This is a genomic window from Caulobacter flavus (assembly GCF_003722335.1).
In the GTDB taxonomy this organism is placed as follows: Bacteria; Pseudomonadota; Alphaproteobacteria; order Caulobacterales; family Caulobacteraceae; genus Caulobacter; species Caulobacter flavus.
The window spans coordinates 4,814,911-4,837,092 of sequence record NZ_CP026100.1; the positions used below are offsets into that span (position 1 = coordinate 4,814,911).

Below are 22,182 nucleotides of genomic sequence, written 5' to 3' on the forward strand. Positions count from 1 at the left end.
GGCTACCCAGATCAGTGAGGAGTTCGTCGATGTCCCAAGCCGTGCGCTCGATCCTGGTGGCCACCGATCTGGCCCCGCGCAGCGACCGGGCCGTCGATCGGGCCCTGGAACTGGGCCGCGAGTGGAACGCCGACGTCCACGTGGTCCACGCCATCGAACGCGACGCCCCGACCACGGCGCTGGACGTGCGTCGGGTTCTCCCCGATCCGGGCGCCAAGGCCAGTGTGAGCCTGCCCTATGGCCCCGCGCCGAAGGCCATAACCGACACCGCGCGCGAACGGGGAGTCGACCTGCTGGTCACCGGCGTCGCCCGCTACAACGACCTTGGCGACTACCTGCTGGGAACGGCCGTGGACCACGTCGTGCGCGAGGCCCCCTGCCCGGTGCTGGTCGTCAAGCAGAGGGCGCACGGCCCCTACCAGCGCCTGCTGATCGCCACCGACTTCTCGAAGGGCGCCAGGGCGGCGCTGCTCGGCGCGGCGGCGCTGTTCCCGGACGCCCGGCTTCACCTGGTCCACGCCTATCACGTGCCGTTCGAGAGCCGCATCAAGTCAGACGACGTCCGCGACATCGCCCGCTCAGAAGCGCAGGGAAAGCTCGACGCCCTGCTGGCGGACCTCCCGGAGGACCTGCGCGCCCGTATCGAGCCGCACCTGGCGGCGGGCGAGCCCGGGGCGGTCCTCGATCAGGTCGCCCGCGACGTCTGGCCAGACCTCGTGGTGATCGGCGCGCGCGGGATCAGCGGCCTGGTGCAGGCAGCCCTCGGCAGCGTCGCCTCGACGCTGCTGCAGCGCATTCCCGTCGACACGCTGGTGATCAAGGAAGGCTAGGTGTCGTCCGACGTCTCCTCGCGCGTGAACTCGGTGCGATCGCGGAACAGCGCCGCGCGACCCAGCAGGATCAGGGTCACGGGGGTGGTCACCGTCAGGAAGACGCCGATCAGCAGCTCCCTGGGCATGAACCGCCCCTCGACCAGGGTGAAGAACAGGATCGAGGCGGCGACGATCAGGGCCATGCCCAGCGTCGCGCCCAGGGTCGGGGCATGCACCCGCTCGTAGAAGGTCCTGAAGCTGCAAAGGCCGACCGCGCCCAGGAAGGACAGCGCCGCCCCGGCCAGGGCCAGCAGGCCCACGGCCACGCAGGCCCAGGCGGGCAGGTCCGGGGGCGTCATTCGATCACCTCGCCGCGCATCAGGAACTTGGCCAGGGCCACGGTGGCGGCGAAGCCCAGCATGCCGATGAGCAGCGCCGCATAGAAATAGATCGTCCCGCCGGTGCGCACGCCGAACACCAGCAGCAACAGCATGCCGTTGAGATAGAGGGTGTCGAGGCCCAGAACCCGGTCCTGGGCGCGAGGGCCGCGCACCGCGCGCCATGCGGCCAGCGCCATGGCGGCCGCCAGCAGCGCCTGGGCCCCGGTCAGGCACCAGAACAGGATGGCCTGGCTCATTCGAAGATCTCCATCAGGCGGCGCTCGTAGCGATCCTTGATCAGGCGGATCCAGTCGTCCTCCTCGACCAGGTCCAGCACGTGCAGCAGCAGGCGGCCGGTGGCGCTGTCGTACTCGACCCACAGCGTGCCGGGTGTCGCCGTCAGGATCACGGCCAGCACCGCCAGGGCGTAGCGGTCCTTCAGGTCGAGCGGCACGTGGATGAAGCCGGACCGGCGCTCGTGCGCCCGCCGGCCCAGGATGATCGCCGAAACCGCCCAGTTGGACCGCAGAACGTCGACCACGACGCAGCCGGCCAGGGCGGCGATGGTCCAGGGCGAACGGATGCGGATGGTCTGGGCGTCGAGCGCTCGCATCACCTGGGGCGTGGCCAGCGCCAGCACGGCCGCCAGGGCGATCGACGGCGGCTCGACCGAACCGCTCATCAGCAGCGAGGTCACGAACAGGCCCAGCGCCAGGAGAGGATGAGGAAACAGCGCGCGGATCATGGCGCGGCTCCCAGCACGGCGCGGATATAGGCGTCGGGACGACCCAGCCACTCGGCGGTGTGCTCGGCGAACCCGAGCCCGGCGCCGCCGAAGACCGCCAGCAGCACGCAGGCCGCCAGCAGCCCGCCCATGCCGACAAGTTCGGCCGCGCCGACCACCAGTTCGGGCGCGTCCTCGTCACGGGCCCAGAGGGCGCCGACGCCCAGGCGGGTCAGGCCGATCAGCCCGCCCAGGCTGGAGAGCGACAGGCCGACGATCACGGCTATGCTGGCCGGCGCGACCGAGCGCGCCAGGGCGTCCAGCATGGCCAGCTTGCCGACGAAGCCCGACAGCGGCGGCAGGCCGGCGATCATCAGGGTGCAGATCAGGAACGCGCCGCCCAGGGCCGCGACGGCGGCGGGGATGACGAGGCCAGGCTCGTTGCGCTCGTCGTCGTCGAACGGATCGCGATATTCGTCGTCGAACACCGCCCGCTCGCGCTGGCCGCCGGAATCCACGCCCCTTTGCAGCACCTCGGCCAGCAGGAACATCGCGCCGCAGGCCAGGGTCGAGCCGATCAGGTAGAACAGCGCGCCGCCCAGCACCGCCTGGTCGCCGACCCCGGCCACGGCCAGGATCGTGCCGGACGAGACCATCACCGCATAGGCGCCGGCGCGCGACAGGTCGCGGGCGGCGACCAGGCCCAGGGTCCCGAACGCCAGGGTCGCCAGGCCCATGACCAGCAGCCACTGCTGGCCGAAGTGTGCAGAAGCCCCCGCCGCGTCGCCGAAGGCCAGCAGGCTGAGCCGCAGCACCACATAGACCCCGACCTTGGACAGGATGGCGAAGGCCGCGGCCGACGGCGCGCTGGCCGCCGCGTAGGTGGGCGCCAGCCAGAACCCCAGGGGCCAGGCCGCGCACTTGATCAGGAAGGCCGTGCCCAGGATGGCCGCGCCGATGTGCAGCAGGCCCCGGTCGTCGGGCGCGATGGCCCGCACCTTCAGGGCGAACTCGGCCATGTTCAGCGTGCCGGTCACGCCGTACAGCAGCGACACGCCGATCAGGAACAGCAGCGAGGCCGTCAGGTTGATGGCGATGTAGGTCAGGCCCGCCCGGATGCGCGGTTCGCCCGAACCATGCAGCGCCAGGCCGTACGACGCCGCCAGCATGATCTCGAAGAAGACGAACAGGTTGAACAGGTCGCCGGTCAGGAAGGCGCCGTTGACGCCCATGATCAGGAACAGGAACAGGGCGTGGAAACGCGGCCCGGCCCGGTCCCAGCGGGCCAGGGCGAAGGCCAGGACGCCGGCGCCCAGCACGCTGGTTAGCGCCACCATCATCGCCGACAGCCGGTCGGCCACCAGCACGATGCCGAACGGCGCGGACCAGTCGCCGAGGCGATACACGCGGGCGGTGTCGCCGCCGTCGGCCGCGCCGGTCATGCTCTCGTGCAGCAGGGCCAGAGCGACCAGCAGGATGGCCGCCATGGCGGTCAGGCTGATGACGCTCTTCAGCCGCCGGCGGCGCTCGTCGAACAGCAGCATGGCCGAGGCCATGACCATCGGCAGCAGGATCGGCAGCAGGACGAGGTGATGGTCCCAGAGGCTCATTCGGCCGGCTCCCGTCCATCGACGTGGTCGCTGCCGGTCGCCCCGCGCGAGGCCAGCAGCACCACCAGGAACAGGGCCGTCAGGGCGAAGCTGATGACGATGGCGGTCAGCACCAGGGCCTGGGGCGTCGGATCGGCGTAGAGCTCCGGCCGCTCTGCCCCCTTGGCGGTGATCGGCGGCATGCCCGAACGCAGGCGCCCCATCGAGAAGATGAACAGGTTCACCGCGTAGGACAGCAGCGACAGCCCCATGATCACCTGGAAGGTGCGGGGCCGCAGCAGCAGCCAGGTTCCGGCGGCGGACAGCACGCCGATGGCGGCCGCGAGCACGATCTCGATCATGCGCCCTCCTCCGCTTCGGCAGGGTCGGCGTCGTCCTTGGCGCGACGCAGCGACTGGTGGGCCAGGGCGACCAGCATCAGCACCGTGGCCCCCACCACCAGCAGCACGACGCCCAGGTCGAAGATCACGGCGCTGGCCAGCGGCACGCGGCCCAGCAGCGGCAGCTGGACGTACTGGAAGGCCGAGGTCAGGAACGGGCGGTTGAAGCCGATCGCCACGAGGCCGCAGCCCGCCGCGATCGTGAGGCCCCAGCCGATCCACAGGATGGGCCGCAGCAGCAGCCGCTCCTCCACCCAGCGCGCGCCGTTGGCCATGTACTGCAGCAGCACGGCGATCGACAGCGCCACCCCCGCCGCGAAGCCGCCGCCTGGCAGGTCGTGCCCGCGCAGGAAGAGGTGCACCGCCAGCACGATGACGAAGGGGAACATCCAGCGCATGACGACGCGCGGGATCAGCATGGTGTCGCGCAGGGCGTCGCCCGCCTTGCGGCCTTCGGCGACCGGACCGGCGCGCTCGCGGGCTTGCTTCTGGTTGGGCGCCGGCAGGCTGTCGCTGGCCGGCCGGAAGCGGCGCAACAGGGCCAGGACCGTCAGGCCGACGATGCCCAGCACCGTGATCTCGCCGAAGGTATCGAAGGCGCGGAAGTCGACCAGGATGACGTTGACGACGTTGCGCCCGCCGCCCTCGCTGTAGGCCCGCTCGACGAAGAAGCGCGATATGCCCTCGACCATCGGCCGGGTCATCACGGCGTAGGAAACCAGCGCCAGGGCCAGGCCGACCACGGCGGCGATGACGAGGTCCACCCGCCGACGACGACGCGAGCGGACCAGCTCGGCCCGCGAGGCCTGAATGTCCTCGCGCCGCTTGGGCAGCCAGCGCAGGCCCAGGAGCAGCAGCACCGTGGTGACCACCTCGACCAGCAGCTGGGTCAGGGCCAGGTCAGGCGCCGACAGCCAGACGAAGGTGATGCAGCTGACCAGGCCCGCCCCGCCCATCAGCACCACCGCCGCCAGGCGGTGATACTTGGCCTGCCAGGCGGCCGCGACGGCGCAGCCGCCGCCGGTCAGCCAGAGGACGGCGAAGACGAACTCGGCCGCGCCCGGCGCCGACCACGACGGCCGGATCGCCACGCCGCCGGCGAAGGCCGCCGCCGCGCCGGCCGCCAGCGCGGCCAGGACCACCAGGCGCAGCTGCGGCTGCATCCGCTCGGTTCCCAGGCGGCTCTCGACCCAGCGCGCGCCCTTGACGATGCCCGTCATGGCCTTCTCGAACAGGTAGCCGCCGTTGAGACGCCTGAGCCCCCAGGGGCCGCCGCGCGGATTGGTGTTCAGGCGGCGGCCGAAGATCGCGTAGGCCAGCACGCCGCCGGCCAGGGCCAGCACGCTGAGCAGCAGCGGCAGGTTGAAGCCGTGCCACAGCGCCAGGCTGTAGTAAGGCAGGTCGTCGAAACCCAGCACGGCGACGGCCGCGCTGCGCAGGAACGGCCCGACGGTCAGGGCCGGCAGCACGCCCACCAGCAGGCAGAGGGCGACCAGGATCTCGACCGGGCGGCGCATCCAGGCCGGCGGCTCGTGCGGGACCTTGTCCAGCGCCGTCGGCGGCGGACCAAAGAAGGTCGCCAGGATGAAGCGCAGCGAATAGAGCACGCCAAAGCCGCTCGCCAGGGTGGCCAACACCGGCAGGGCGCTGTTGAGCATATGGCCGTCGCTGCCGGCGACGACCTCGGCCAGGAACATCTCCTTGGACAGGAAGCCGTTCAGCAGCGGCACGCCCGCCATGGCGGCGGCCGCGACGATGGCCAGCGTGCCGGTGATCGGCATGAACCTGTAGAGGCCGCTCAGCTTGCGCATGTCGCGCGTGCCGGCCTCGTGGTCGATGATGCCGGCGGCCATGAACAGCGACGCCTTGAAGGTGGCGTGGTTGACCGTGTGGAAGATCGCCGCGATCGCCCCCAGCGGCGAGCCCAACCCCAGCAGCAGCACGATCAGGCCCAGGTGGCTGATGGTGGAATAGGCCAGCAGGCCCTTCAGGTCGTGCTGGAAGATGGCGCACCAGGTGCCGATCAGCAGCGTGGCCACGCCCGCGCCCGCGACGACGAAGTACCACAGCTCGGTCTGGCCGAAGATCGGCCACATGCGCAGCAGCAGGAAGATCCCGGCCTTCACCATCGTCGCCGAATGCAGATAGGCGCTGACCGGCGTCGGCGCGGCCATGGCGCGCGGCAGCCAGAAATGGAACGGGAACTGGGCGCTCTTGGTCAGGGCCCCCATCAGCACCAGCCCCAGCGCCGGGACGGACCTGGGGTCGGCGAGGATCACGCTCTTGGCGGCCAGCACGTCGTCGAGGTCGTAGCTGCCGGCGATCGAGCCGATCAGGATCATGCCGACCAGCAGGCACAGCCCGCCCAGCGCCGTGACCGTCAGGGCCATGCGCGCGCCTTCACGCGCCGACGGGTTCTGGTGCCAGTAGCCGATCAGCAGGAACGAGAAGAGGCTGGTCAGCTCCCAGAAGACCGCCAGCTGGATCAGGTTGCCCGACAGCACCACGCCCTGCATCGCGCCCATGAAGGCCAGCAGGAACGAAAAGAACCGGGGCACCGGATCCTTGGGCGACATGTAGTAGCGGGCGTAGAGCACGACCAGGGCGCCGATCCCCAGGATCAGGGCCGCGAAGATCCACGACAGGCCGTCCAGCCGCAGGATCAGGCTGACGCCCAGCGACGGCAGCCAGGGAATCGCCAACCGCAGCACTTCCCCGTCGGCGAACATCGGCCACAGCGCCGCCAGGCTGACCAGGCAGACCAGCGACACCAGCCACGACAGGATCGCCGCCGCCGTTCGCGCATGGCGCGGCAGGCCGGCCGCCACGGCCGCGCCCAGGAACGGCGCCGCCAGGATCACGAGAAGGAGCAGGTTGGAAGACAAAACGCTTGGGGGCCTCCTGCCACGGAACGGGTCTAGCCGGGGTCCGACGCCTCAGGGGCCTCGAGGACCACCATAGGAAGACCGTTCCCATGCGTCAAAGCGACGGTTCCCGAAGTCACGCTTCGTCACACATGCCGACGTTATTGATAGCAGGCGGCACGGCGCTCGGCCTGGCGATCCGCTGCGCCAAAAAAGAAGGGCGCCGTCGTCGACGGCGCCCTTGAGGCGGGACCGATGTGACGGCGATCAACCGCCGAACTTGTAGCGAAGGCTCAGGCCGTAGACCCGGCCGTTCATGAAGTACTGGCGCAGGATGTCGGTGTCGTAGCCGCCGCCCGGCTCGCCCACGTAGCGGATCGGCGCCTTGTTGGTCAGGTTCGAGGCCGTCAGCGACAGGGTCAGGTCGTCGCGCAGGTTGAGGTTCACCGAAGCGTCGAGCAGGCCGTAACCCTTCAGGTAGCGGCCGTCGATCGGGTTGGGTGAGATCCCGAACAGGACGTAGTCGGAGCGGTAGGTGTAGACGAGACGCGCCGAGACCTTCTTGTTCTCGTAGAGGCCGGCCAGGCTCCAGTTCCGGTCGGACTGGAACGGCTGGCGCACCTTGACGACCTGGCCGTTGATCAGGACCGGCAGCTCGGTCTTGACCCAGGTGTACGAGCCCTGGACGCCGAAGTCGTGCAGCGCCTGCGGTAGGAAGTCGTAGTCGAAGAAGGTCTGGGCGGCCAGTTCGACGCCCTTGGCGAAGCCTGGATCGGCGTTCTGGGTCTGGGTGATGCGGAACTGGCCGGTCGGGCAGTTGTTGGGCGTCACGCCGCTGTAGGGCTGCGAAGTCGGCACCGTCTGGCAGCTCTCGACCCCGATCGGGAAGCCGTCGACCTTCTTGTAGAAGGCCGCGGCCGAGACGTAGCTGGTCGCGCCGAAATACTTCTCCAGCGACAGGTCGTAGCTGTAGGCCCGCAGCGGCTTCAGGTCGGCGTTGCCCTGGCTGCCCGTGCCGCTGGTCAGGTTGACGGCCACGGTCGGGTTGATGTCGCCGACACTGGGCCGGGTCATGCCCTTGCCGAAGCCGAAGCGCAGCAGGAGATCGTCCTGGATGTAGCCGGTGACGTTTAGGGTCGGCAGGACGTCGGTGTAGCTGTTGCTCTGGCTGTTGGGCACGATGACGGCGGCGCCGCCGCTGGTGTCGGTGACCCGCGCCTCGGCGTCGAGATTGGTGCGCACCACCCGCACGCCGGCGTTGCCGCGGATGCGGTCGCTCAGGAAGGCGAAGTCGACCACGCCGTAGCCGGCCAGGGTCTCTTCCACCGCCTTGCGGCGAGACAGCAGGACCTCCGGCAGGGAATCCTCGGCCGGGATGCCCGCCAGGGCGAAGCGGTTGCGGACGTTGTCGCCCAGCAGGGCGTCGGGCGAGAAGGTCAGGAAGCCGCCCGAATAGCCGGCCTCGCCGTCGAACCAGTTGGCATGCGAACCGGCGACGAGATCCTGCACGCTCGAGGCCAGGATGCCGTTCGACTGGCTGGCCGTCAGCGCCAGGCCGTCCGTGGTCAGGTTCTTGCCGCTGAAGGAGTAGTTGTAGAACTTCGACTTCTTTCGGTAGTAGCGCGTCCCGAATTTCACCGACTTGATGAAGCCGTCGTGGATCCGCAGCTTGCCGTCGAACTGGGCGGCCAGGCCGGCGTCGTCATAGACGTTGTTGGTGCCATTGGCGTAGTTGGCCAGCACCCAGTTGGCGGGGTTGGCCAGGTCCGGACCGCTGATCGACAGCGATTGCGGCGTTCCGATCGACCGGGTCACGTTCCAGCCGAGGCCCGCGCGCGGGACCATGGTCACCGAACGGTTGTCCTGGTGCTGGTCGGCCTTCACGTAGGAGAGGTCGCCCTTCAGGTCGAGGTCGTCGGTCGGCGACCACTTGGCGCCCCCGGCCAGGATCCAGGTCTTGTAGATGCGATGCTCGTCGCCGCCGATCGACGAGAAGCTGGAGCCCAGGAACGTGCCGCTTGCAAAGCGCTGCCCTGCCAGCACCGCGTCCTCGCCGCCGTTGGTGTTGCGGTTGGCCAGCCCTTCGGTGGTGCTGAACGGCGTGGTCGCAAGGCCCTGGACGTAGCGGCTGTCGGCGCCGTTCAGGAAGCGATAGCCCTGGTGGTAGAGGTAGGAGTTGTAGTTGCCGTCGACATAGACCTCGAGGCCCGGACGGACCTTCCACTGGAAGGCGCCGGCGAAGCCCTTGCGGGTGCGCTGGATGTCTTCCTCGTTCACGTTGATCTGCACGCCGGCCATGTTGACTAGGCCCGCGCGATCGGCGGCGCTCAGGGCCAGCGGATTGGCCACGTCGGCCAGGAAGGCGACGTCGCTACGGCCGGCATAGGCCTGGTTGTAGGCGCTGTTGCCGACGTACTCAGCGCTGTCGGCCCGCACCACGCGGCGCAGGTTGGTTCCACCTGGACCAGGCGCGTTGTCCGAGCGGTTCCAGCTCTTCTGGTAGTTGGCGCCCAGCAGCAGGCCCATCTCGCCGTCGCCCACGTCCCACTTGTGCGAGACCAGGCCGAAGTACTCCGGCTGCGCCTGCTTGACCATGTCGTTGTAGCGGCCGGAGATCGCGACGCTGCCCGACAGCTTCGGCAGGTCCAGCGGCCGACGGGTCTTGATGTCCACCAGGCCGCCGATGCCGCCCTCGATGTGCTCGGCCGAGGGGTTCTTGTAGACGTCCAGGCCCGCGATCATGCCGGGGATGGCGGCCTCGATGTTGAATTCGCTGCCGCCGGCGGTGAAGTACGAGCGACCGTCGACCTGCGAGGCGGTCTGGCCCGAGAGGCCGCGGATCGTCAGCCCCGAGCCCGCGCCCACCGGCGAGGCGCCCTCCCCGCCGTAGCGATAGCCCTGCACGCCCGGAATGCGGGTAAGCGTCTCGGCGACGTTGGGATCGGGCAGCTTGCCGATGTCCTCGGCGCGGATGGAGTCGACGACCTCCATGGTGTTCTTCTTGACCTGCACGGCCGACTGCAGGCTCTGGCGGATGCCCGTGACGACCACCTCCTCGACGGCCTCTTCCGCGCCCGGCGCCGGAGCGGTCTGGGCGTGCGCGGCGGCGTGCGCGCCGAGCGCGACGGCCAGCGTCGATGCGGTCAGGAACAGACGCGATTGAAACGCGGACTTCATTGGCTTCCCCTCCTGCGAGGCGCGCGCCCGATAAGCCGGCGCGGCCCGTCAGTTCCCGCGCGAAGCGGGCTTTCCCTGTTGGCTCGGACGCTTGGCGCGTCCTGTTTCACTCCCGGGCCGGGGCGGTCGCCTGAGCGGCGATCTTCTCCGACCACATAATCTTGTTATCGATATCATAGATCGCTGACAAGAGCTTTTGTCAGACAAATGCGATGATTGTGTATCAGCGCCGCGGCGTCGACCGGCGCGCCAGCGCCACGTCGTCCTGGCAGGCCTTGGCGGCGCCGTCGACCTTGATCGAGCGCGCGCCCTCGCAGGCCAGGCGGACGGCATAGGTCGGCTGGCCCTGGATGCTGGCCTCCACGCCCTGCCCCGTCCTGTTCTTGACCACGAAGGCCTTGGACAGGCTGTCGAGCTCCACCCGTCCGTCGCGGCGCAGATAGCTGCCGTCGGCGACGAACCACCGCCTGGGGCTGGCCGCGCTGCCGCCTTCCGGATAGGTCAGCGCCAGGATGTAGGCGTCGGTCCGCCACCCTCCGAGATCGGCGTTGGCGTTGCGGTGGCGGATACGACCGTCGGCCAGCAGGTTGAAATAGACCTCGGTGACCTCGCCCTTCTGGGTGAGCCGAACCATCAGCCAGTCCTTGGTCTCGACCTTCTCGATCCCGGGCGCAGGACCTGGGCCGTTTGGCGTCAGGGCGACCACGAACTTGGCGCGGTCGGTCACGCCCGGCGCCTGCAGGCGCAGATAGGGCTGGGCCTCGTCGGGCGCGTGGTCCTTCAGGCCCCTGCCCTCGGCCATGCGCATCAGCTCGGGATAGTCGGTGAACAGGCCCGCGTCCGGCAGGGTCTGCGGGAACAGCGGCCGCACGGCGACCTCGGCCTCGCCGTTCCTGACGGTGATCACCTGCCCCTGGCGCTTGGCCTCGCCCTCGTAGTGCATCAGCCACTCGAACTGGCCGGGCTTCCAGCCCTTCAGGTCGTCGATGACCAGGATGGTGTCGCCGATCCACATGAAGCTGCGGTACTTGCGCTCGAAGGTCGCCGCGTTGGGACCCGTGGCGTCGGCCCAGACGAACCGCAGGTCGCCGGCGTCGACCAGGTGATCCACGCGCCCCACGAAGTGCGAGCCGTTGTAGGTGTTGCTCTCGGGCTCGGCCTTGCCGTCCAGGGTGACGACGTTGTGGGCCACGCTCTGGCGGTAGTAGCCGTCGTATTCGGGCCGGGCGTAGCTGCTGTTGCCGGAGTCGATCAGCAGCTGCCTGCCCTTGTGCCAGAGGATGAAGCTTCCGGCGTCGGCGTGGTTGTGGTTCCAGGTGAAGCCCGAGCGCAGCGCCAGGAAGGTGGCGTCCGGCGCCCAGGACGAGCGCATCGTGGCCGCGCCGAGATCGCCGTCGATCCAGCTGGTGGGCAGGCCAGGCCCCTTGCCCGTAGAGGCGCGGGCCTTGGCCGAGGGCCACTGGACCATGTTCTCGGGCTCGGCGAACACGTCCTGCTTGGGGTCGGCGCGCACCGTGTCCAGGTACCACAGATAGCGCGACTGCTGGTCGCCCGTGGCCCACAGGTTGGCGATCGCGCTGGCCCCGCTGGAGGTCGGATTGCCGTCGCCGAAGTTCGTCGACAGGAAACCGCCGCTGGTGGGGTAGAGGTTCTGGATGAAGTAGTCGCCCAGGCCGGCCAGTCGCGGCGTCGCCGCCGGTGGTTCCTTGAAGGCGTCCAGCCAGGCGCGCTTGAAGCGCAGATAGCCCTCGGCGGCGAAGTCGGCGTAGTTGATGCTCTCGACGAAGGCCCCGTTGGATGCAAAGTGGGCCGGCTTGGTCTCGATGGCGCTGCCGTCGTAGTTGGCCCATTCCTCGGCTGCCTCGTCGATGCGACGGATCCAGGCGTCGGCCTGAGGCTCCTCGGACTTGATGGCGATCGCCGCGACGCCGGCGCCGAACACGATATGGCTGAACCAGTTGTGGCCCATGGTGTCGAGGCTGTGGATGCGCTCCTTGCCGTCGATCCAGTCGTTCAGGGTCGGACGGATCGCCCCCTTGACCAGCGCCTTGGCCAGGCGGTCCCGCTCGGCGGGCGTCAGGGCGTCGTGGATGGCGTCGAAGGTCAGGCCGAAGACGTAGGCGCTGGTCCCCATGCCGAGGTCGGAATTCCACACCGGCGAGCGGGCCAGCAGCGGCTTGTCGGTGACCCAGTTGGCGCGGCCCGCATAGACGTCGAGCAGGGCCTTGGCGCGGTCGGCGTACCTGCGCTCGCCGGTCATGCGGTAGGTCAGCGACAGGCCCATCAGCGCCGCGTTCAGCTCGCGGTCGTTGGCCGGCTTGCGGGTCAGGGCCGCGTCGGCGTCGGTGCGGGCCTTGGTCCAGGCAGCCCTGGCGTCCGGATCCTCGGCCACGCGAGCCTTGAACCGCGAGACGTGGGCGTCGCTGAAGGTCAGGTACGGGTGTCCCGACTTCAGGGTCTGGGCCTGCGCGCCGCCGGCCAGGAGACAGGCCGCCAGGGCCAGGCCGGACAACGTCCGCTTCACTCCACTCGTCACGCGCTTCTCCCCGTACGCTCTTGCGGCTTCAGAATATGATATCGATATCAGATTCAGGTGCAAGCGGCTCTCCGGCCGCCGCGATCAGGCCAGGGCCAGATTGATCGCCATCGACCGCCGCACGCCCGGACTCCTGAACGGGTAGACGCAGTGCAGCATCCACGAGGGCCACAGGTAGAAGTCGCCCGCCACCGGCTTGACCGTGAACAGGTTCTTGACCCCCACGGCGCTGCGGCTGTCGATGAACTGCAGGCAGCCGGCGGTGTTCTGGCGGGCCTTGTCGGCCGCGAACTCGGCCTCGTAGCCGGGCGGCGTACGCAGGAAACCGACGCTGGAATAGAGGCAGCCCTGGTGGAAATGGGCCGGGTTGTAGTCGCCGGCGACCATGTCGTTGATCCAGCCCTCCTTGATCTCGATGCGCAGCTTCTTCGCCTCGAGCTCCTCGGTGCGCTCGTAGTCGGAAAAGTGCATCAGGGCGTTCTCACACCGGTAGGTGTAGGTGCGGGCCACGTCGAACAGGAAGTCGGTCAGTTCGGCGGTCTCGCGGATCACGTCGGTGAAGCGGATCTCCGTGCTGACCGCGCCGGCCAAGTGGGCCGACCAGTCGCGGGCGGCGACCTCCACGTCGCTGGCGACGATCTCGTCGATGCGGACGTTGAGCCGCTCGACCACGCCCGGCGGCATGGTCGCCTTGATGATCGTCGGACTGAAAGGCGCGACGAGGCGCAGGTCGTGATCGTGGCTCATCACCGCCTCCCCTGGCGCGACGGCGAATAGATCACCGCCGTCTGGCCCGGCGCGAGGGCAAGGCTTCCAGCGCCGGCCGCCACCTTGCGCCGGGTCACAAGGTCGAGCCGCTCGCCCGCCGCCTTCGGCAGGGCGACAGCCACAGGCTTGGTCCCGGCGTTCATGGCGATCAGATACGGCCCGTAGGTCGCCTCGTAGTAGCTGCCGCGCCCGGCATAGGGATTGTCCTGGTCCTTGTAGCGCGCCTCTGGCGGCCCCTTGGCCACCGGCAGGACCTCGCCCTCCAGCGCGGCCGGCTCCTCGCCGGGATAGGCGACGATCGGGATCGAGCCGGCCGAGATGTGCGGGGTGGCGCGACGCACGCAGGTCTTGCCGCTGGGTTCGAAATCCACCCGCGAGGCGATGGTGGCGATGCGGTCGACGGCCGGCGTCTGGTAGTGGAAGCGCGCCAGACGGTTCACGCCGCAATTGGCCCGCCAGTAGAGCGAGGCGTAGAGCACCTCCTTGCCGTTCTTGACCGCCACCACCCCGTCCTCGGGATCGGCGAACACGAAGTCTGGCTGGCCCTGCGTCATCGGCAGCCGGACGTCCGACTTCGGCCAGGCCTTCACCGCCAGCCACTCGTCGTAGGCGTCGAGCAGGCCGATGGTCGTGCGCTGGCCCTTGTCCTTCAGGCGGTCGCGCAGAACGGCGTAGTACTGGCCGTCGTCCAGGGCCTGGCGGGCGATCGCCATCAGCTGCGGGTCGCGGGTGGCGACGGCGACGTTGAAGGGCGTGTTGTCCCAGCCCGATTTCTGCACGTAGGTCGAGGCGCCCGGGTAGACCGGATCACGCCAGCCGACCGGCGCCTCCAGCAGCATGGTCCGCGCGCCCTCGGCGTCGATCCCCGGATAGCGGAAGGCCATCCGCGCCCGGGCCATCTTCAGGAGCTGGTCGCGCAGCGCAGGATCGCCCGCCCCGCCCGGCGTCGAGGCCGTGGCCTGGTAGATGCCGGTCGCCCAGTCGAGGATCTCGCCGTAGCTGCCGACGAAGCCCAGTTCCTTGGAGAGGCCCGCCTTGGTGAAGAGCCTGTAGTCGTCGGCCGAACGGAAGGATCCCGTGTCTGCGGCCGAGCTGGAATAGGTGGGCCTGCCGGCATCGTCGAGACTGCCGGTCCAAGGCGCGAGGCCCATGGACTCGTAGAAGAACCTCCGCATCGCCGGCTCGGGCCGGGCCAGGGGACTGGCCAGCGACCGCAGGCCCTCGTTGCTCCAGTAGACGCCCAGGTCGACGATCATCGACTGGTTCGTGTAGAGCCGGCGATGGGTCAGGATGTAGCCGAGCCCCGCATCCAGCATGGCGGCATAGGCCTCGCGGCGCCTCGGCGCGCCCTCCAGCCCCGCGACCGGCGCGTCCAGATACGGCGCGACATCGGCCTGCAGCAGGCGCAGCGCCCTGCCGAACGGCCCCATGGCGTCCCAGTCGGCGTTTGTGCGGCTGGCGTCCACATGGACGCTCTTGGGATCGGCCTGGAAGTGGGCGTAGAAGGCGTCGCCGCTCTCGATCACCTTGCGGGCCACGGCCGGATTGGCGTGAGCCCTGGTCCAGGAAAGAGCCGCTGCGCGGGCCAGGAACTGTACCTCCAGCACGTTCAGCGGGCCAGGCTGGGCCAGCTTGCGATCGATCTCGCGGTTAACCCGCGCCTTCAGCTCGTCGAGCACATCGGGTCCGGCCGAGGGCGCGGCCGCAAGCGGCGGCGCCTGACCGGTTGGGTCGCCGCTCTCCAGGAACGGGTCGGCATGGACGTAGAGCGCGTAGACCGGCCGCGAGGGCTGGGTCATCGGCTTCTGGAAGGTCTCGAACTGCTGGGTGTAGACCCCGTAGGGGCCGCTGGCGCGGATCGCGCAGTCCAGCGCCTCGCGCCCCTTGGTCAGGGTCAAAGGCAGTGGGAAGGTGCGGTAGGTGAAGCGCCCCGCGAACGGCGGCGCCTGGGTTCCGATGTCGAGGATCTCGACGTCGCCGAGATGGCGATAGCCGACCTGCCTGCCCTCGCAGAACAGGGTCAGCTTGCCGTCGTTGACGTCGCCGCCCCACAGGCGGATCGAGGCGTAGTTCTGGATCTCAGGATCGACTGCGAGGGTGAACTTCAGGTCGCCGCTGAAGCGCGCGCCGGGCCCGGTCGGCGGCAGTCGCCGGGCCGCGAGACCGAGGCCTGCCTCGACGTGCTCGGACGCCGAGCCATCCACCGCGTGCGCGGCTTCCGACGCCGCGTCGCCGAAGACGATCTTGTCGATCAGCGGCGTGGCCGCCTGGGCCTCACCGGCCACGCAACCGAGCAGCGCGCTCGCGCCGAGGATCAGCCGATAGCGGGTCATGCGCCCCTCGCCGATGATGTTGAGGTCGGACAGGCGAGCGAGGGAAAGCCCCCTCGCCCGCCCGGCCGTTCTGGGTTCCGGCGCCGGGCCTAGAACTCCTTGCGGACGGTCAGCCACACCGATCGCGGCGCGTTGCGCTTGATCAGGTAGCCGGACTCCGGCAGCTGCTCGACCACGTCGTAGACCTGCACGTTGGTGGGCAGATTGGTGCTGATCATCGGGTCGTAGGCCGAGATGTAGTCCTTATCGAGCACGTTGCGGACATCGAGCGTGACCATCGTCTTCTTCAGGCCGCTGTACTGCACCGAGACGTCGAGATTGTCCTGGGCGGGCAGGAACCGGTGGTCGAGCGAATTGGTGTTCAGCTTGCGCTCGTCCATCCAGCGATGGCGGACGTTGAAGCGGAAGTCCTTGTAGCGATAGGACACCGTGTTGCTGAGCGTCCACTTCGGCGAGCGGGCCAGCAGGCCCGCATCGACGCGCAACACGTCGTCGGCGGCGCCGTTGCCGTTGGCCCCGGTGTTCAGCCAGACATAGGCCTCGGTGGTCTTGCCGTTCAGGAAGGTCACCGACGGGTTCCACTCGAGGTCCTTGGTGATGCGCCACTTGGCCCAGGTCTCGATGCCGCGCGTGAAATACTTGTTGAAATTCTCCGGCAGCAGATAGGTCGAGACGTTGTCGGTATCGACCGCCGTCGGATAATCGTTCACCGCGAAGTTCTGGTAGAAGTAGGTGACCTGGCCGTTGAAGCGACGATCGCCGAAGGTGTAGGCGAACTCGTGGCCCTTGATGTAGGCCGTCGGGCCCAGCGGACGCACCAGGGTGGCCGCGGTCGAATAGCGGTTGATCACGCCCGACGACGGCTGCTTGGCGTCGGTATAGCGGTAATAGATCTTGTGCTTGTCGTTGAAGTTGTAGCCCAGGGCCACGCTGTAATCGACGAGGCTGAGATCCTTGTCGGCGCCGATCATCTTCGACGCGGTCCTGGTCATGTAGACGTTGTCGTAGACGGTCAGCGGATCGCCATCGAGGCCGCCGGTGGTCAGCGACGCCGCGCCCGGATTGCGGGTGTCCCACGTCTCCGAATAGGTGCGGGCGTGGAAGTACTGGTACTTGATGCTGGCGTTGAAGTCCCAGTGCCGGGTCGGCGACCAGGCGAAGCCCGCATAGGGCGACAGCTCCATGATCCGCGCGCGCTGCGAGACGGTGGTGAACAGGCCGCTGCCGTATGAGCCCCAGCCGCCGGCGTCGGTCAGCTGGTAGTTCGTGCCGCCCTGGGTGACGTATTTGACGTTCAGGTTCTGCACCTGGCCGTCGGCCCAGGCCGAGACGCCCAGGCCGTTGGCCCAGTTGTCGTTCACCTGCTCGGAGCGCGACAGGTAGAGACCGCCGTTGATGCTCCAGGTCTCGCCGCGATAGGTGGCCGTGAAGTTGCCCATGTAGTCGACGGATTCACGGTAATTGTCCTCGGCCCGGGTCAGCAGGACGAGGTCCTGCGAGCTGGTCCCGGTGGGCACCGTGCCGGAATTGTAGCTGCCGTCGGCGCTGGGGATCGTGGCCGTGACCAGGCCGCCGCGCATGTCGATGTCGCGGTTGGGCAGGGTGTTGCCAACAATGCAGAGGCTGGCGGTCTGCCAGGTGGCGGCCGTCACCCGCGGGCAGGCCGCGCCGGTGCGGTAGTTGGTCCCCAGCTGCGAGCCGGCGACGTTGCTGGCGACGCGGGCCACTTCCTGGCCGGCGGCGTTGGTGAAGACGTAGTAGCCCGGCGTACGGTCCAGATTGTTGATGTTGAGGCCGAAGCGCTCGCGCGTCGCCGCCGCCGAGCCCAGAGAAGCCAGCTGCTGGGGCTTGTAGGACTGGCCGCGATAGGTCGACTTCTGGATCCGCGCCGAACCGGTGAAGGTCAGGCGCTCGCCGATGTCGTGGTTCCATCGCAGCGACAGGGCGTCCTGCTTGTAACGATAGCCGTCCGACGGATCCAGCGTATGGCTGCCCGGCTTGAAGTAGTTGGGAACGGTCTGCTTGCCGCCGTTCATGAACAGGTTCACGTCGCGGCCGAAGCCCGGGATTTCCTCCGGGTTCTGGTAGCCGTAGGTCGGCTGCTGGAACGTGGTGAGTTCGGCGTTGGTGTCGTCCAGGTGCTTGTAGACGAGGTTGAACGAGCCCGACCCGTTGTCGGTGTTGTAGTCCTTGTAGAGGTTCACCCGGAACTGGCCGCCGTGATTCAGGTCGAAGCCCGGATCCACCTGGCCGCTGGACTTGCGGTAAAAGCCGCTGACGCCCAGGCCCAGGTCGCCGGCCTCGTTCACCCAGCCATAGGCGGCGTCGACCTGCTTCCACGACAGGTGCAGATCCTCGCCCTCGAAGCCGATCCGCGTCTGGATCTGGGCGCCCGGCTTCACCTTGCCGGTGATGTAGTTGAAGGTCGCGCCCACCGAGGTGGTCACGCCTGTGGCCGACGAGCCGCCGCGCACCGACTCCACCCGGCTGGTGGAGATGTCGGCGCGGTAGAAATAGCCATCCTGGAAGCCGCTGAACTTGAACGGCACGACGGGCAGGCCGTCCTCCAGGATCGTGGTCCAGAAGTAGCCCGAGGTGTTGGCCCCGGTGCCGATGGTCATGCCGCGCGTGAACACCTCGTTGCGGGCCACGCCGTCGTTCGACTCGACGACCACGCCAGGCATGTCGCGCAGCATGTCGTCGGCGCTGATCGGCGTGAACTTGCTCATGTCGTCCTCGGACAGCACCGAGAACGAGACGTTGGCCTTCTTGGCGGCGGTGCCGACCATCACGCCGGTGACGATCACCTCGTCGACGGCCGTGGTCTCGACCGCGACCGGCTTGTCGGCCGCCTCGGCGGACTGGGCCTGCGCGGCCGTCGCCGAGAAAGCGCCCGCGCCCGCGGCCAGCGCCAGGACCATGTGAGAAACTTGCAGCGCGCGGCTGCGGCCGCGCCGATGGCCTTGACCACCCATCCTATCCTCCCCTTCGGACTTTGGTCCGACGTCGCTCCGCGCCGAGGCCGACACCCCGACCGCGCGCCGTTTTCGAAGGCGTCGCGACGACGGCTCCGATCGGCTTGTTGTTATCGATACCAGCGCATTTCGAGAACTGTCAACGGGATTCGCGACGATGTTATCCCGCAACATTCGCGCCCCTTTACTGACGAGCGCGCATCCGCCGACGAACAGCCAAACAACTTTCGCCGCGCTGACGCGGCCTATCGCTCGCCCCGACACATGTCGGTCGATCACGATTATCCAGGGATGCATTCGACGAGCGCTGCACCATCGCGCGCCGCGCTCTCGATTACATGGGAGCGGCGGACTTCATGCTTCTGGCCTCGATCGCCGCCCCTCCGCCGACGTCGGCGCGAACCACGGTGCCATGACGCCGTCGACGCGAAATCAGGTCGTCCGCCGCCAGGAGGTCCAAGGCAGCCCGGACGGTGATCCGCGCCACCGTGAAGCCGCTGGCCAATTCACGCTCGGTCGGCAGGCGACGCTCGCCTTCCAGGATCGCCGCCCGCAGCCGGTCGGCCAGCTGGCGATAAAGCGCCACGCGCCCGGTGCGCTTGAGGGGCGCCCAGCAGACGCCCGAGGCGTACGGTCGAACCATGTCGCCAAGCCCTCCCGGCTATTTGAAGCTCACGCCTTCGACATTGCGTCCGATCTCGATCGCCGCCGGATCGGCCGCCTTCAGGCGCTTGCCGCCGATGGTCACGTTCTCGAAGCTGATGTTCCTGACCGGACGATCCGGCCCGAAGCCCGAGATCGTCGACGGGCTGGGCCAGCCGTCGCCGGAGAAGGCGATGTCGCGGAACCGCACGCCGTCGACCAGCAGGCCCGGGCTCGTGCCGTACTTGGCGTTGAACACGGTGCGGACGTTGAACAGCTTGCCCTCCTCGATCTGCTCGACGCGGATGTCGTCGAACAGCACGTCGCGGACGGTGTTGTCGTCGCCGGCGCTGATCGCCAGCGCGCCCTGGTACTCCGGATCGTCCTCGTCGAGCCCGAGGATGTCGATGTTCTCGAAACGCAGCCCCTCCAACAGGTTGGGCTTTTCGCTGTCCCCGTGGATGCCGATGAAGATCGCGTGGGCGACGTCGGGCCAGAAGATGGAATCCCGCACATTCACCCGCCGGGTGTCGCCCTTGCCGGACTTGCGGGTGGCGTAGACCGCGACGCTGTCGTCCGAGGTGCGGATGAAGGCGCGCTCGACGGTCACGTCGCTGCAGGCGAAGACGTTGACGCCGTCGGACCAAGAACCGTTGCTCAGCGTCCGGATGTCGCGGAAGGTGACGTCGCTGGACGAGGCGCAGGCGATGGTCCCGTGCTTGGGCGTCAGGAAGGTCAGCCCCTGGACGGTGACGCCTTTGGAGTCCTGCACCACCAGCTGGTCGGCCGGCCTGTCGACGATGCCTCGGCCGATGATGCGGACGTTCTCGACCTTCTCGGGCTTGAAGGTCCCCTGCAGGATCGCGCCGCCGGCGACGTAGATCGTCTGGCCCGACTTGACCGGGAAATACTGGCCGCCGCCGGGCGGCGTGTGCAGCCCCGCCTCGTATACCACCACGTCCGGTCCCGGCGCGGGCCTGGGGAGCGGCGCGCCGGCGAAGATGTGCAGATTGTGCAGCCGGTCGCCGTCGAACTCGACCGACAGGTTCTGCGGCTTGTCGATGGTGAAGTAGACGATTCCGTTCTCGACCTTGTGCCTGATCGCCTTGCTGGCGGGGCGCACCTCGACGCGTTTGAAGTCGCCGTTGTTCTTGCGCACGCCGATCTCGACCTGACCCGTAAAGTCGAACTGCACGACCGAAACGTCGCTGGGTCCGTCTGAATCGACCTTGGCGGTGTATTCGTAGAGGTCGCGCCAGGGTCCGCCGGGCTTGCGCACCCGCACCGTGAACGCATCGTTGTGCATGCTGTAGAACAGGCCGCCCGGCGGCAGCGGATAGACGTAGAGCCCCGGCGCATCGGCCAGGTCGCCCGCCGAAGCCGAACCTGTCGCGAGACCCAGCAACGCCATGCCGGCCAGCCCCGCCCAGAATGCCTTTCGAGCCGTGAACCCCATCGCGTACTCCTCCCCAGGTGACGCTCTGCATGCGCGGCGGCGTCATTGTCCTTCGCATCGAGCGCCGAAAAGCCTTGCGGATCGCTCGAACACGAATATTGATATCGATATCATATCGCCCGCGCAAGCCCCGGCCCAGCGAGCGAAAGCGACGCCAAAAGACTTGGTATCGTTATCAGATCAGTCTATGACCGCAGGGTCGGACCAGTCGCGCCATGAAGCGCGGCCGGCGTGGGAGGTGTCGCATGGCCAACAGGAAGAACTACGCGCTGCTGAGCGCCTTCCTCTTCTTCTACTTCTTCGCCCAGGCCATGAGCATCTCGCTGCTGGCCCTGTGGCTGAAGCGCACCCTGGGCCTTTCCGGCGCCGAGACCGGCGTGGTCTTCGCCGCCAACTTCATCTTCGCGATGATCTCGCAACCGCTGTACGGCTTCGTTTCCGACAAGGTGGGCCTGCGCAAAACCATCCTGTGGCTGATCAGCGGACTGGTCGTGCTGTCGGGCGCGTTCTTCGCCTTCGTCTATGGCCCGCTCCTGAAGACCAACCTGCTGCTGGGCGCGGTCGCCGGCGGGGCCTATCTGGGCGTCACCTTCATCGCCGGCAGCTACGCCCTGGAGTCGTTCGTCGACCGCGTGGGCCGCAAGTACGGCTTCGAGTACAGCCGCGCCCGCCTGTGGGGCTCGCTGGGCTTCGCGGCCGCCGCCTTCTTCTCGGGCCGGCTGTTCAACCTCGACCCGCTCTACAACTTCGCCCTGGCCTCGTGCGCGGGCCTGATACTGCTGCCGCTGCTGGCCTTCGCCAAGATCGAGCCCAGCGCCGACGAGCGCGAAAGCTCCAGCGCGCTGAAGGCCACCGACGCCATGGCCATCTTCAAGCTGCCGAAGTTCTGGGGCTTCATGGTGCTGATCCTGGGGGTGACGAACCTCTATCTCGTCTACGACCAGCAGTTCCCGGCCTTCTACGCCTCCCACTTCGCCGATCCCAAGCAGGGCGCGGCCATGTTCGGCTACCTGAACTCTGCCCAGATCTTCCTCGAGGCGGGCATGCTGTTTGTCGCGCCGTTCGTCGTGAACAGGATCGGCGCCAAGAACGGCCTGCTGCTGGCCGCGGCGATCATGATCGTGCGCATCGCCGGCTCCGGCCTCGTCCACGGCCCGGTGCCGATCTCGGCGATGAAGATGCTGCACTCGCTGGAACTGCCGATCCTGGTGGTCTCGATCTTCCGCTACATCGCCTTCCATTTCGAAAGCCGCCTGGCCTCGACGCTCTACCTGGTGGGCGTCAGCTTCGGCCACTCGCTGGGCCTGGCCGTGCTGTCGCCGATCGTCGGCAAGAGCTACGATCTGATCGGCTTTCCCAACACCTATCTGCTGATCGCCCTGTTCGCCGCCGCCTTCTGGGTCGCCTCGGTGTTCGCCCTCTCCCCCACCCCACGTGAAGCCCCGCCCGCCAAGGACGCCGAGCCCGATCCGGCCCTGGCGCAAGCCGACCTGGGCGGCGGCGACGTGGCCAAGGTCAACTGACG

The 22,182-nt window shown here is 68.3% G+C and carries 15 protein-coding genes; 2 read left to right on the forward strand and 13 right to left on the reverse strand.

The window, feature by feature from the left end; translation table 11 throughout:
* Positions 1 to 29 precede the first annotated feature (29 nt).
* Positions 30 to 830 carry a universal stress protein gene (locus C1707_RS21960; RefSeq protein WP_101714203.1) on the forward strand — a complete coding sequence of 267 codons (801 nt, stop codon included), beginning with the start codon at positions 30 to 32 and terminating at the stop codon, positions 828 to 830.
* On the opposite strand, the gene mnhG is transcribed toward C1707_RS21960, so the two are convergent.
* From mnhG to C1707_RS22025, 13 genes are all read right to left on the reverse strand, one after another.
* Complete coding sequence (mnhG, locus tag C1707_RS21965) at positions 827 to 1,171, reverse strand: monovalent cation/H(+) antiporter subunit G (protein WP_101714204.1); 345 nt, start codon at positions 1,169 to 1,171, stop codon at positions 827 to 829. The genes C1707_RS21960 and mnhG overlap by 4 nt on opposite strands.
* Entirely contained in the window at positions 1,168 to 1,449 is a 282-nt protein-coding gene (locus C1707_RS21970; protein ID WP_101714205.1) for a K+/H+ antiporter subunit F, read from the reverse strand. The genes mnhG and C1707_RS21970 overlap by 4 nt, the downstream gene beginning before the upstream one ends.
* Positions 1,446 to 1,937: a Na+/H+ antiporter subunit E gene (locus C1707_RS21975; RefSeq protein ID WP_101714206.1), complete on the reverse strand. Its 492-nt coding sequence runs from the start codon at positions 1,935 to 1,937 to the stop codon at positions 1,446 to 1,448. Before C1707_RS21975 ends, C1707_RS21970 begins: the two co-directional genes overlap by 4 nt.
* Positions 1,934 to 3,526: a monovalent cation/H+ antiporter subunit D gene (locus C1707_RS21980; protein ID WP_101714207.1), complete on the reverse strand. Its 1,593-nt coding sequence runs from the start codon at positions 3,524 to 3,526 to the stop codon at positions 1,934 to 1,936. The genes C1707_RS21975 and C1707_RS21980 overlap by 4 nt, the downstream gene beginning before the upstream one ends.
* Complete coding sequence (locus C1707_RS21985; RefSeq protein ID WP_219619874.1) at positions 3,523 to 3,867, reverse strand: Na+/H+ antiporter subunit C; 345 nt, start codon at positions 3,865 to 3,867, stop codon at positions 3,523 to 3,525. Before C1707_RS21985 ends, C1707_RS21980 begins: the two co-directional genes overlap by 4 nt.
* Positions 3,864 to 6,791: a monovalent cation/H+ antiporter subunit A gene (locus C1707_RS21990; protein WP_101714208.1), complete on the reverse strand. Its 2,928-nt coding sequence runs from the start codon at positions 6,789 to 6,791 to the stop codon at positions 3,864 to 3,866. The genes C1707_RS21985 and C1707_RS21990 overlap by 4 nt, the downstream gene beginning before the upstream one ends.
* Before the next feature lie 246 nt (positions 6,792 to 7,037).
* Positions 7,038 to 9,947 (reverse strand): TonB-dependent receptor, encoded by a 2,910-nt coding sequence (locus C1707_RS21995; protein WP_101714209.1) that lies wholly within the window; start codon positions 9,945 to 9,947, stop codon positions 7,038 to 7,040.
* A gap of 223 nt (positions 9,948 to 10,170) precedes the next feature.
* On the reverse strand, positions 10,171 to 12,483 hold the full coding sequence (locus tag C1707_RS22000) for a heparinase II/III domain-containing protein (protein WP_145998437.1): 2,313 nt from the start codon (positions 12,481 to 12,483) through the stop codon (positions 10,171 to 10,173).
* 84 nt (positions 12,484 to 12,567) lie between these two features.
* The gene (locus C1707_RS22005; protein ID WP_101714211.1) at positions 12,568 to 13,230 is read right to left on the reverse strand and encodes a putative 2OG-Fe(II) oxygenase; all 663 of its coding nucleotides are present in this window, start codon (positions 13,228 to 13,230) and stop codon (positions 12,568 to 12,570) included.
* Positions 13,230 to 15,584: a hypothetical protein gene (locus C1707_RS22010; RefSeq protein WP_101714212.1), complete on the reverse strand. Its 2,355-nt coding sequence runs from the start codon at positions 15,582 to 15,584 to the stop codon at positions 13,230 to 13,232. The genes C1707_RS22005 and C1707_RS22010 overlap by 1 nt, the downstream gene beginning before the upstream one ends.
* Positions 15,585 to 15,673: 89 nt before the next feature.
* On the reverse strand, positions 15,674 to 18,505 hold the full coding sequence (locus C1707_RS22015; RefSeq protein WP_101714213.1) for a TonB-dependent receptor plug domain-containing protein: 2,832 nt from the start codon (positions 18,503 to 18,505) through the stop codon (positions 15,674 to 15,676).
* A 388-nt stretch (positions 18,506 to 18,893) separates the two neighbouring features.
* Positions 18,894 to 19,202 carry a GntR family transcriptional regulator gene (locus C1707_RS22020; RefSeq protein WP_101714214.1) on the reverse strand — a complete coding sequence of 103 codons (309 nt, stop codon included), beginning with the start codon at positions 19,200 to 19,202 and terminating at the stop codon, positions 18,894 to 18,896.
* A gap of 18 nt (positions 19,203 to 19,220) precedes the next feature.
* On the reverse strand, positions 19,221 to 20,657 hold the full coding sequence (locus tag C1707_RS22025; RefSeq protein WP_101714215.1) for a glycosyl hydrolase family 28 protein: 1,437 nt from the start codon (positions 20,655 to 20,657) through the stop codon (positions 19,221 to 19,223).
* A gap of 245 nt (positions 20,658 to 20,902) precedes the next feature.
* Here C1707_RS22025 and C1707_RS22030 point away from each other — a divergent pair, with 245 nt between their 5' ends.
* The gene (locus C1707_RS22030; RefSeq protein ID WP_101714216.1) at positions 20,903 to 22,180 is read left to right on the forward strand and encodes an oligosaccharide MFS transporter; all 1,278 of its coding nucleotides are present in this window, start codon (positions 20,903 to 20,905) and stop codon (positions 22,178 to 22,180) included.
* The last annotated feature ends 2 nt before the right edge of the window (positions 22,181 to 22,182 follow it).

Bases quoted from the DNA above. Each gene is read 5' to 3' on its own strand.
- C1707_RS22030 (WP_101714216.1), top strand. From the start codon at position 20,903: ATGGCCAACAGGAAGAACTACGCGCTGCTGAGCGCCTTCCTCTTCTTC.
- C1707_RS22005 (WP_101714211.1), bottom strand. From the start codon at position 13,230: ATGAGCCACGATCACGACCTGCGCCTCGTCGCGCCTTTCAGTCCGACG.
- C1707_RS21985 (WP_219619874.1), bottom strand. From the start codon at position 3,867: ATGATCGAGATCGTGCTCGCGGCCGCCATCGGCGTGCTGTCCGCCGCC.
- C1707_RS22010 (WP_101714212.1), bottom strand. From the start codon at position 15,584: ATGACCCGCTATCGGCTGATCCTCGGCGCGAGCGCGCTGCTCGGTTGC.
- C1707_RS22020 (WP_101714214.1), bottom strand. From the start codon at position 19,202: ATGGTTCGACCGTACGCCTCGGGCGTCTGCTGGGCGCCCCTCAAGCGC.
- C1707_RS21980 (WP_101714207.1), bottom strand. From the start codon at position 3,526: ATGAGCCTCTGGGACCATCACCTCGTCCTGCTGCCGATCCTGCTGCCG.
- C1707_RS21975 (WP_101714206.1), bottom strand. From the start codon at position 1,937: ATGATCCGCGCGCTGTTTCCTCATCCTCTCCTGGCGCTGGGCCTGTTC.
- C1707_RS22015 (WP_101714213.1), bottom strand. From the start codon at position 18,505: ATGGTCCTGGCGCTGGCCGCGGGCGCGGGCGCTTTCTCGGCGACGGCC.
- C1707_RS21970 (WP_101714205.1), bottom strand. From the start codon at position 1,449: ATGAGCCAGGCCATCCTGTTCTGGTGCCTGACCGGGGCCCAGGCGCTG.
- C1707_RS22025 (WP_101714215.1), bottom strand. From the start codon at position 20,657: ATGGGGTTCACGGCTCGAAAGGCATTCTGGGCGGGGCTGGCCGGCATG.
- C1707_RS21960 (WP_101714203.1), top strand. From the start codon at position 30: ATGTCCCAAGCCGTGCGCTCGATCCTGGTGGCCACCGATCTGGCCCCG.
- mnhG (WP_101714204.1), bottom strand. From the start codon at position 1,171: ATGACGCCCCCGGACCTGCCCGCCTGGGCCTGCGTGGCCGTGGGCCTG.
- C1707_RS21995 (WP_101714209.1), bottom strand. From the start codon at position 9,947: ATGAAGTCCGCGTTTCAATCGCGTCTGTTCCTGACCGCATCGACGCTG.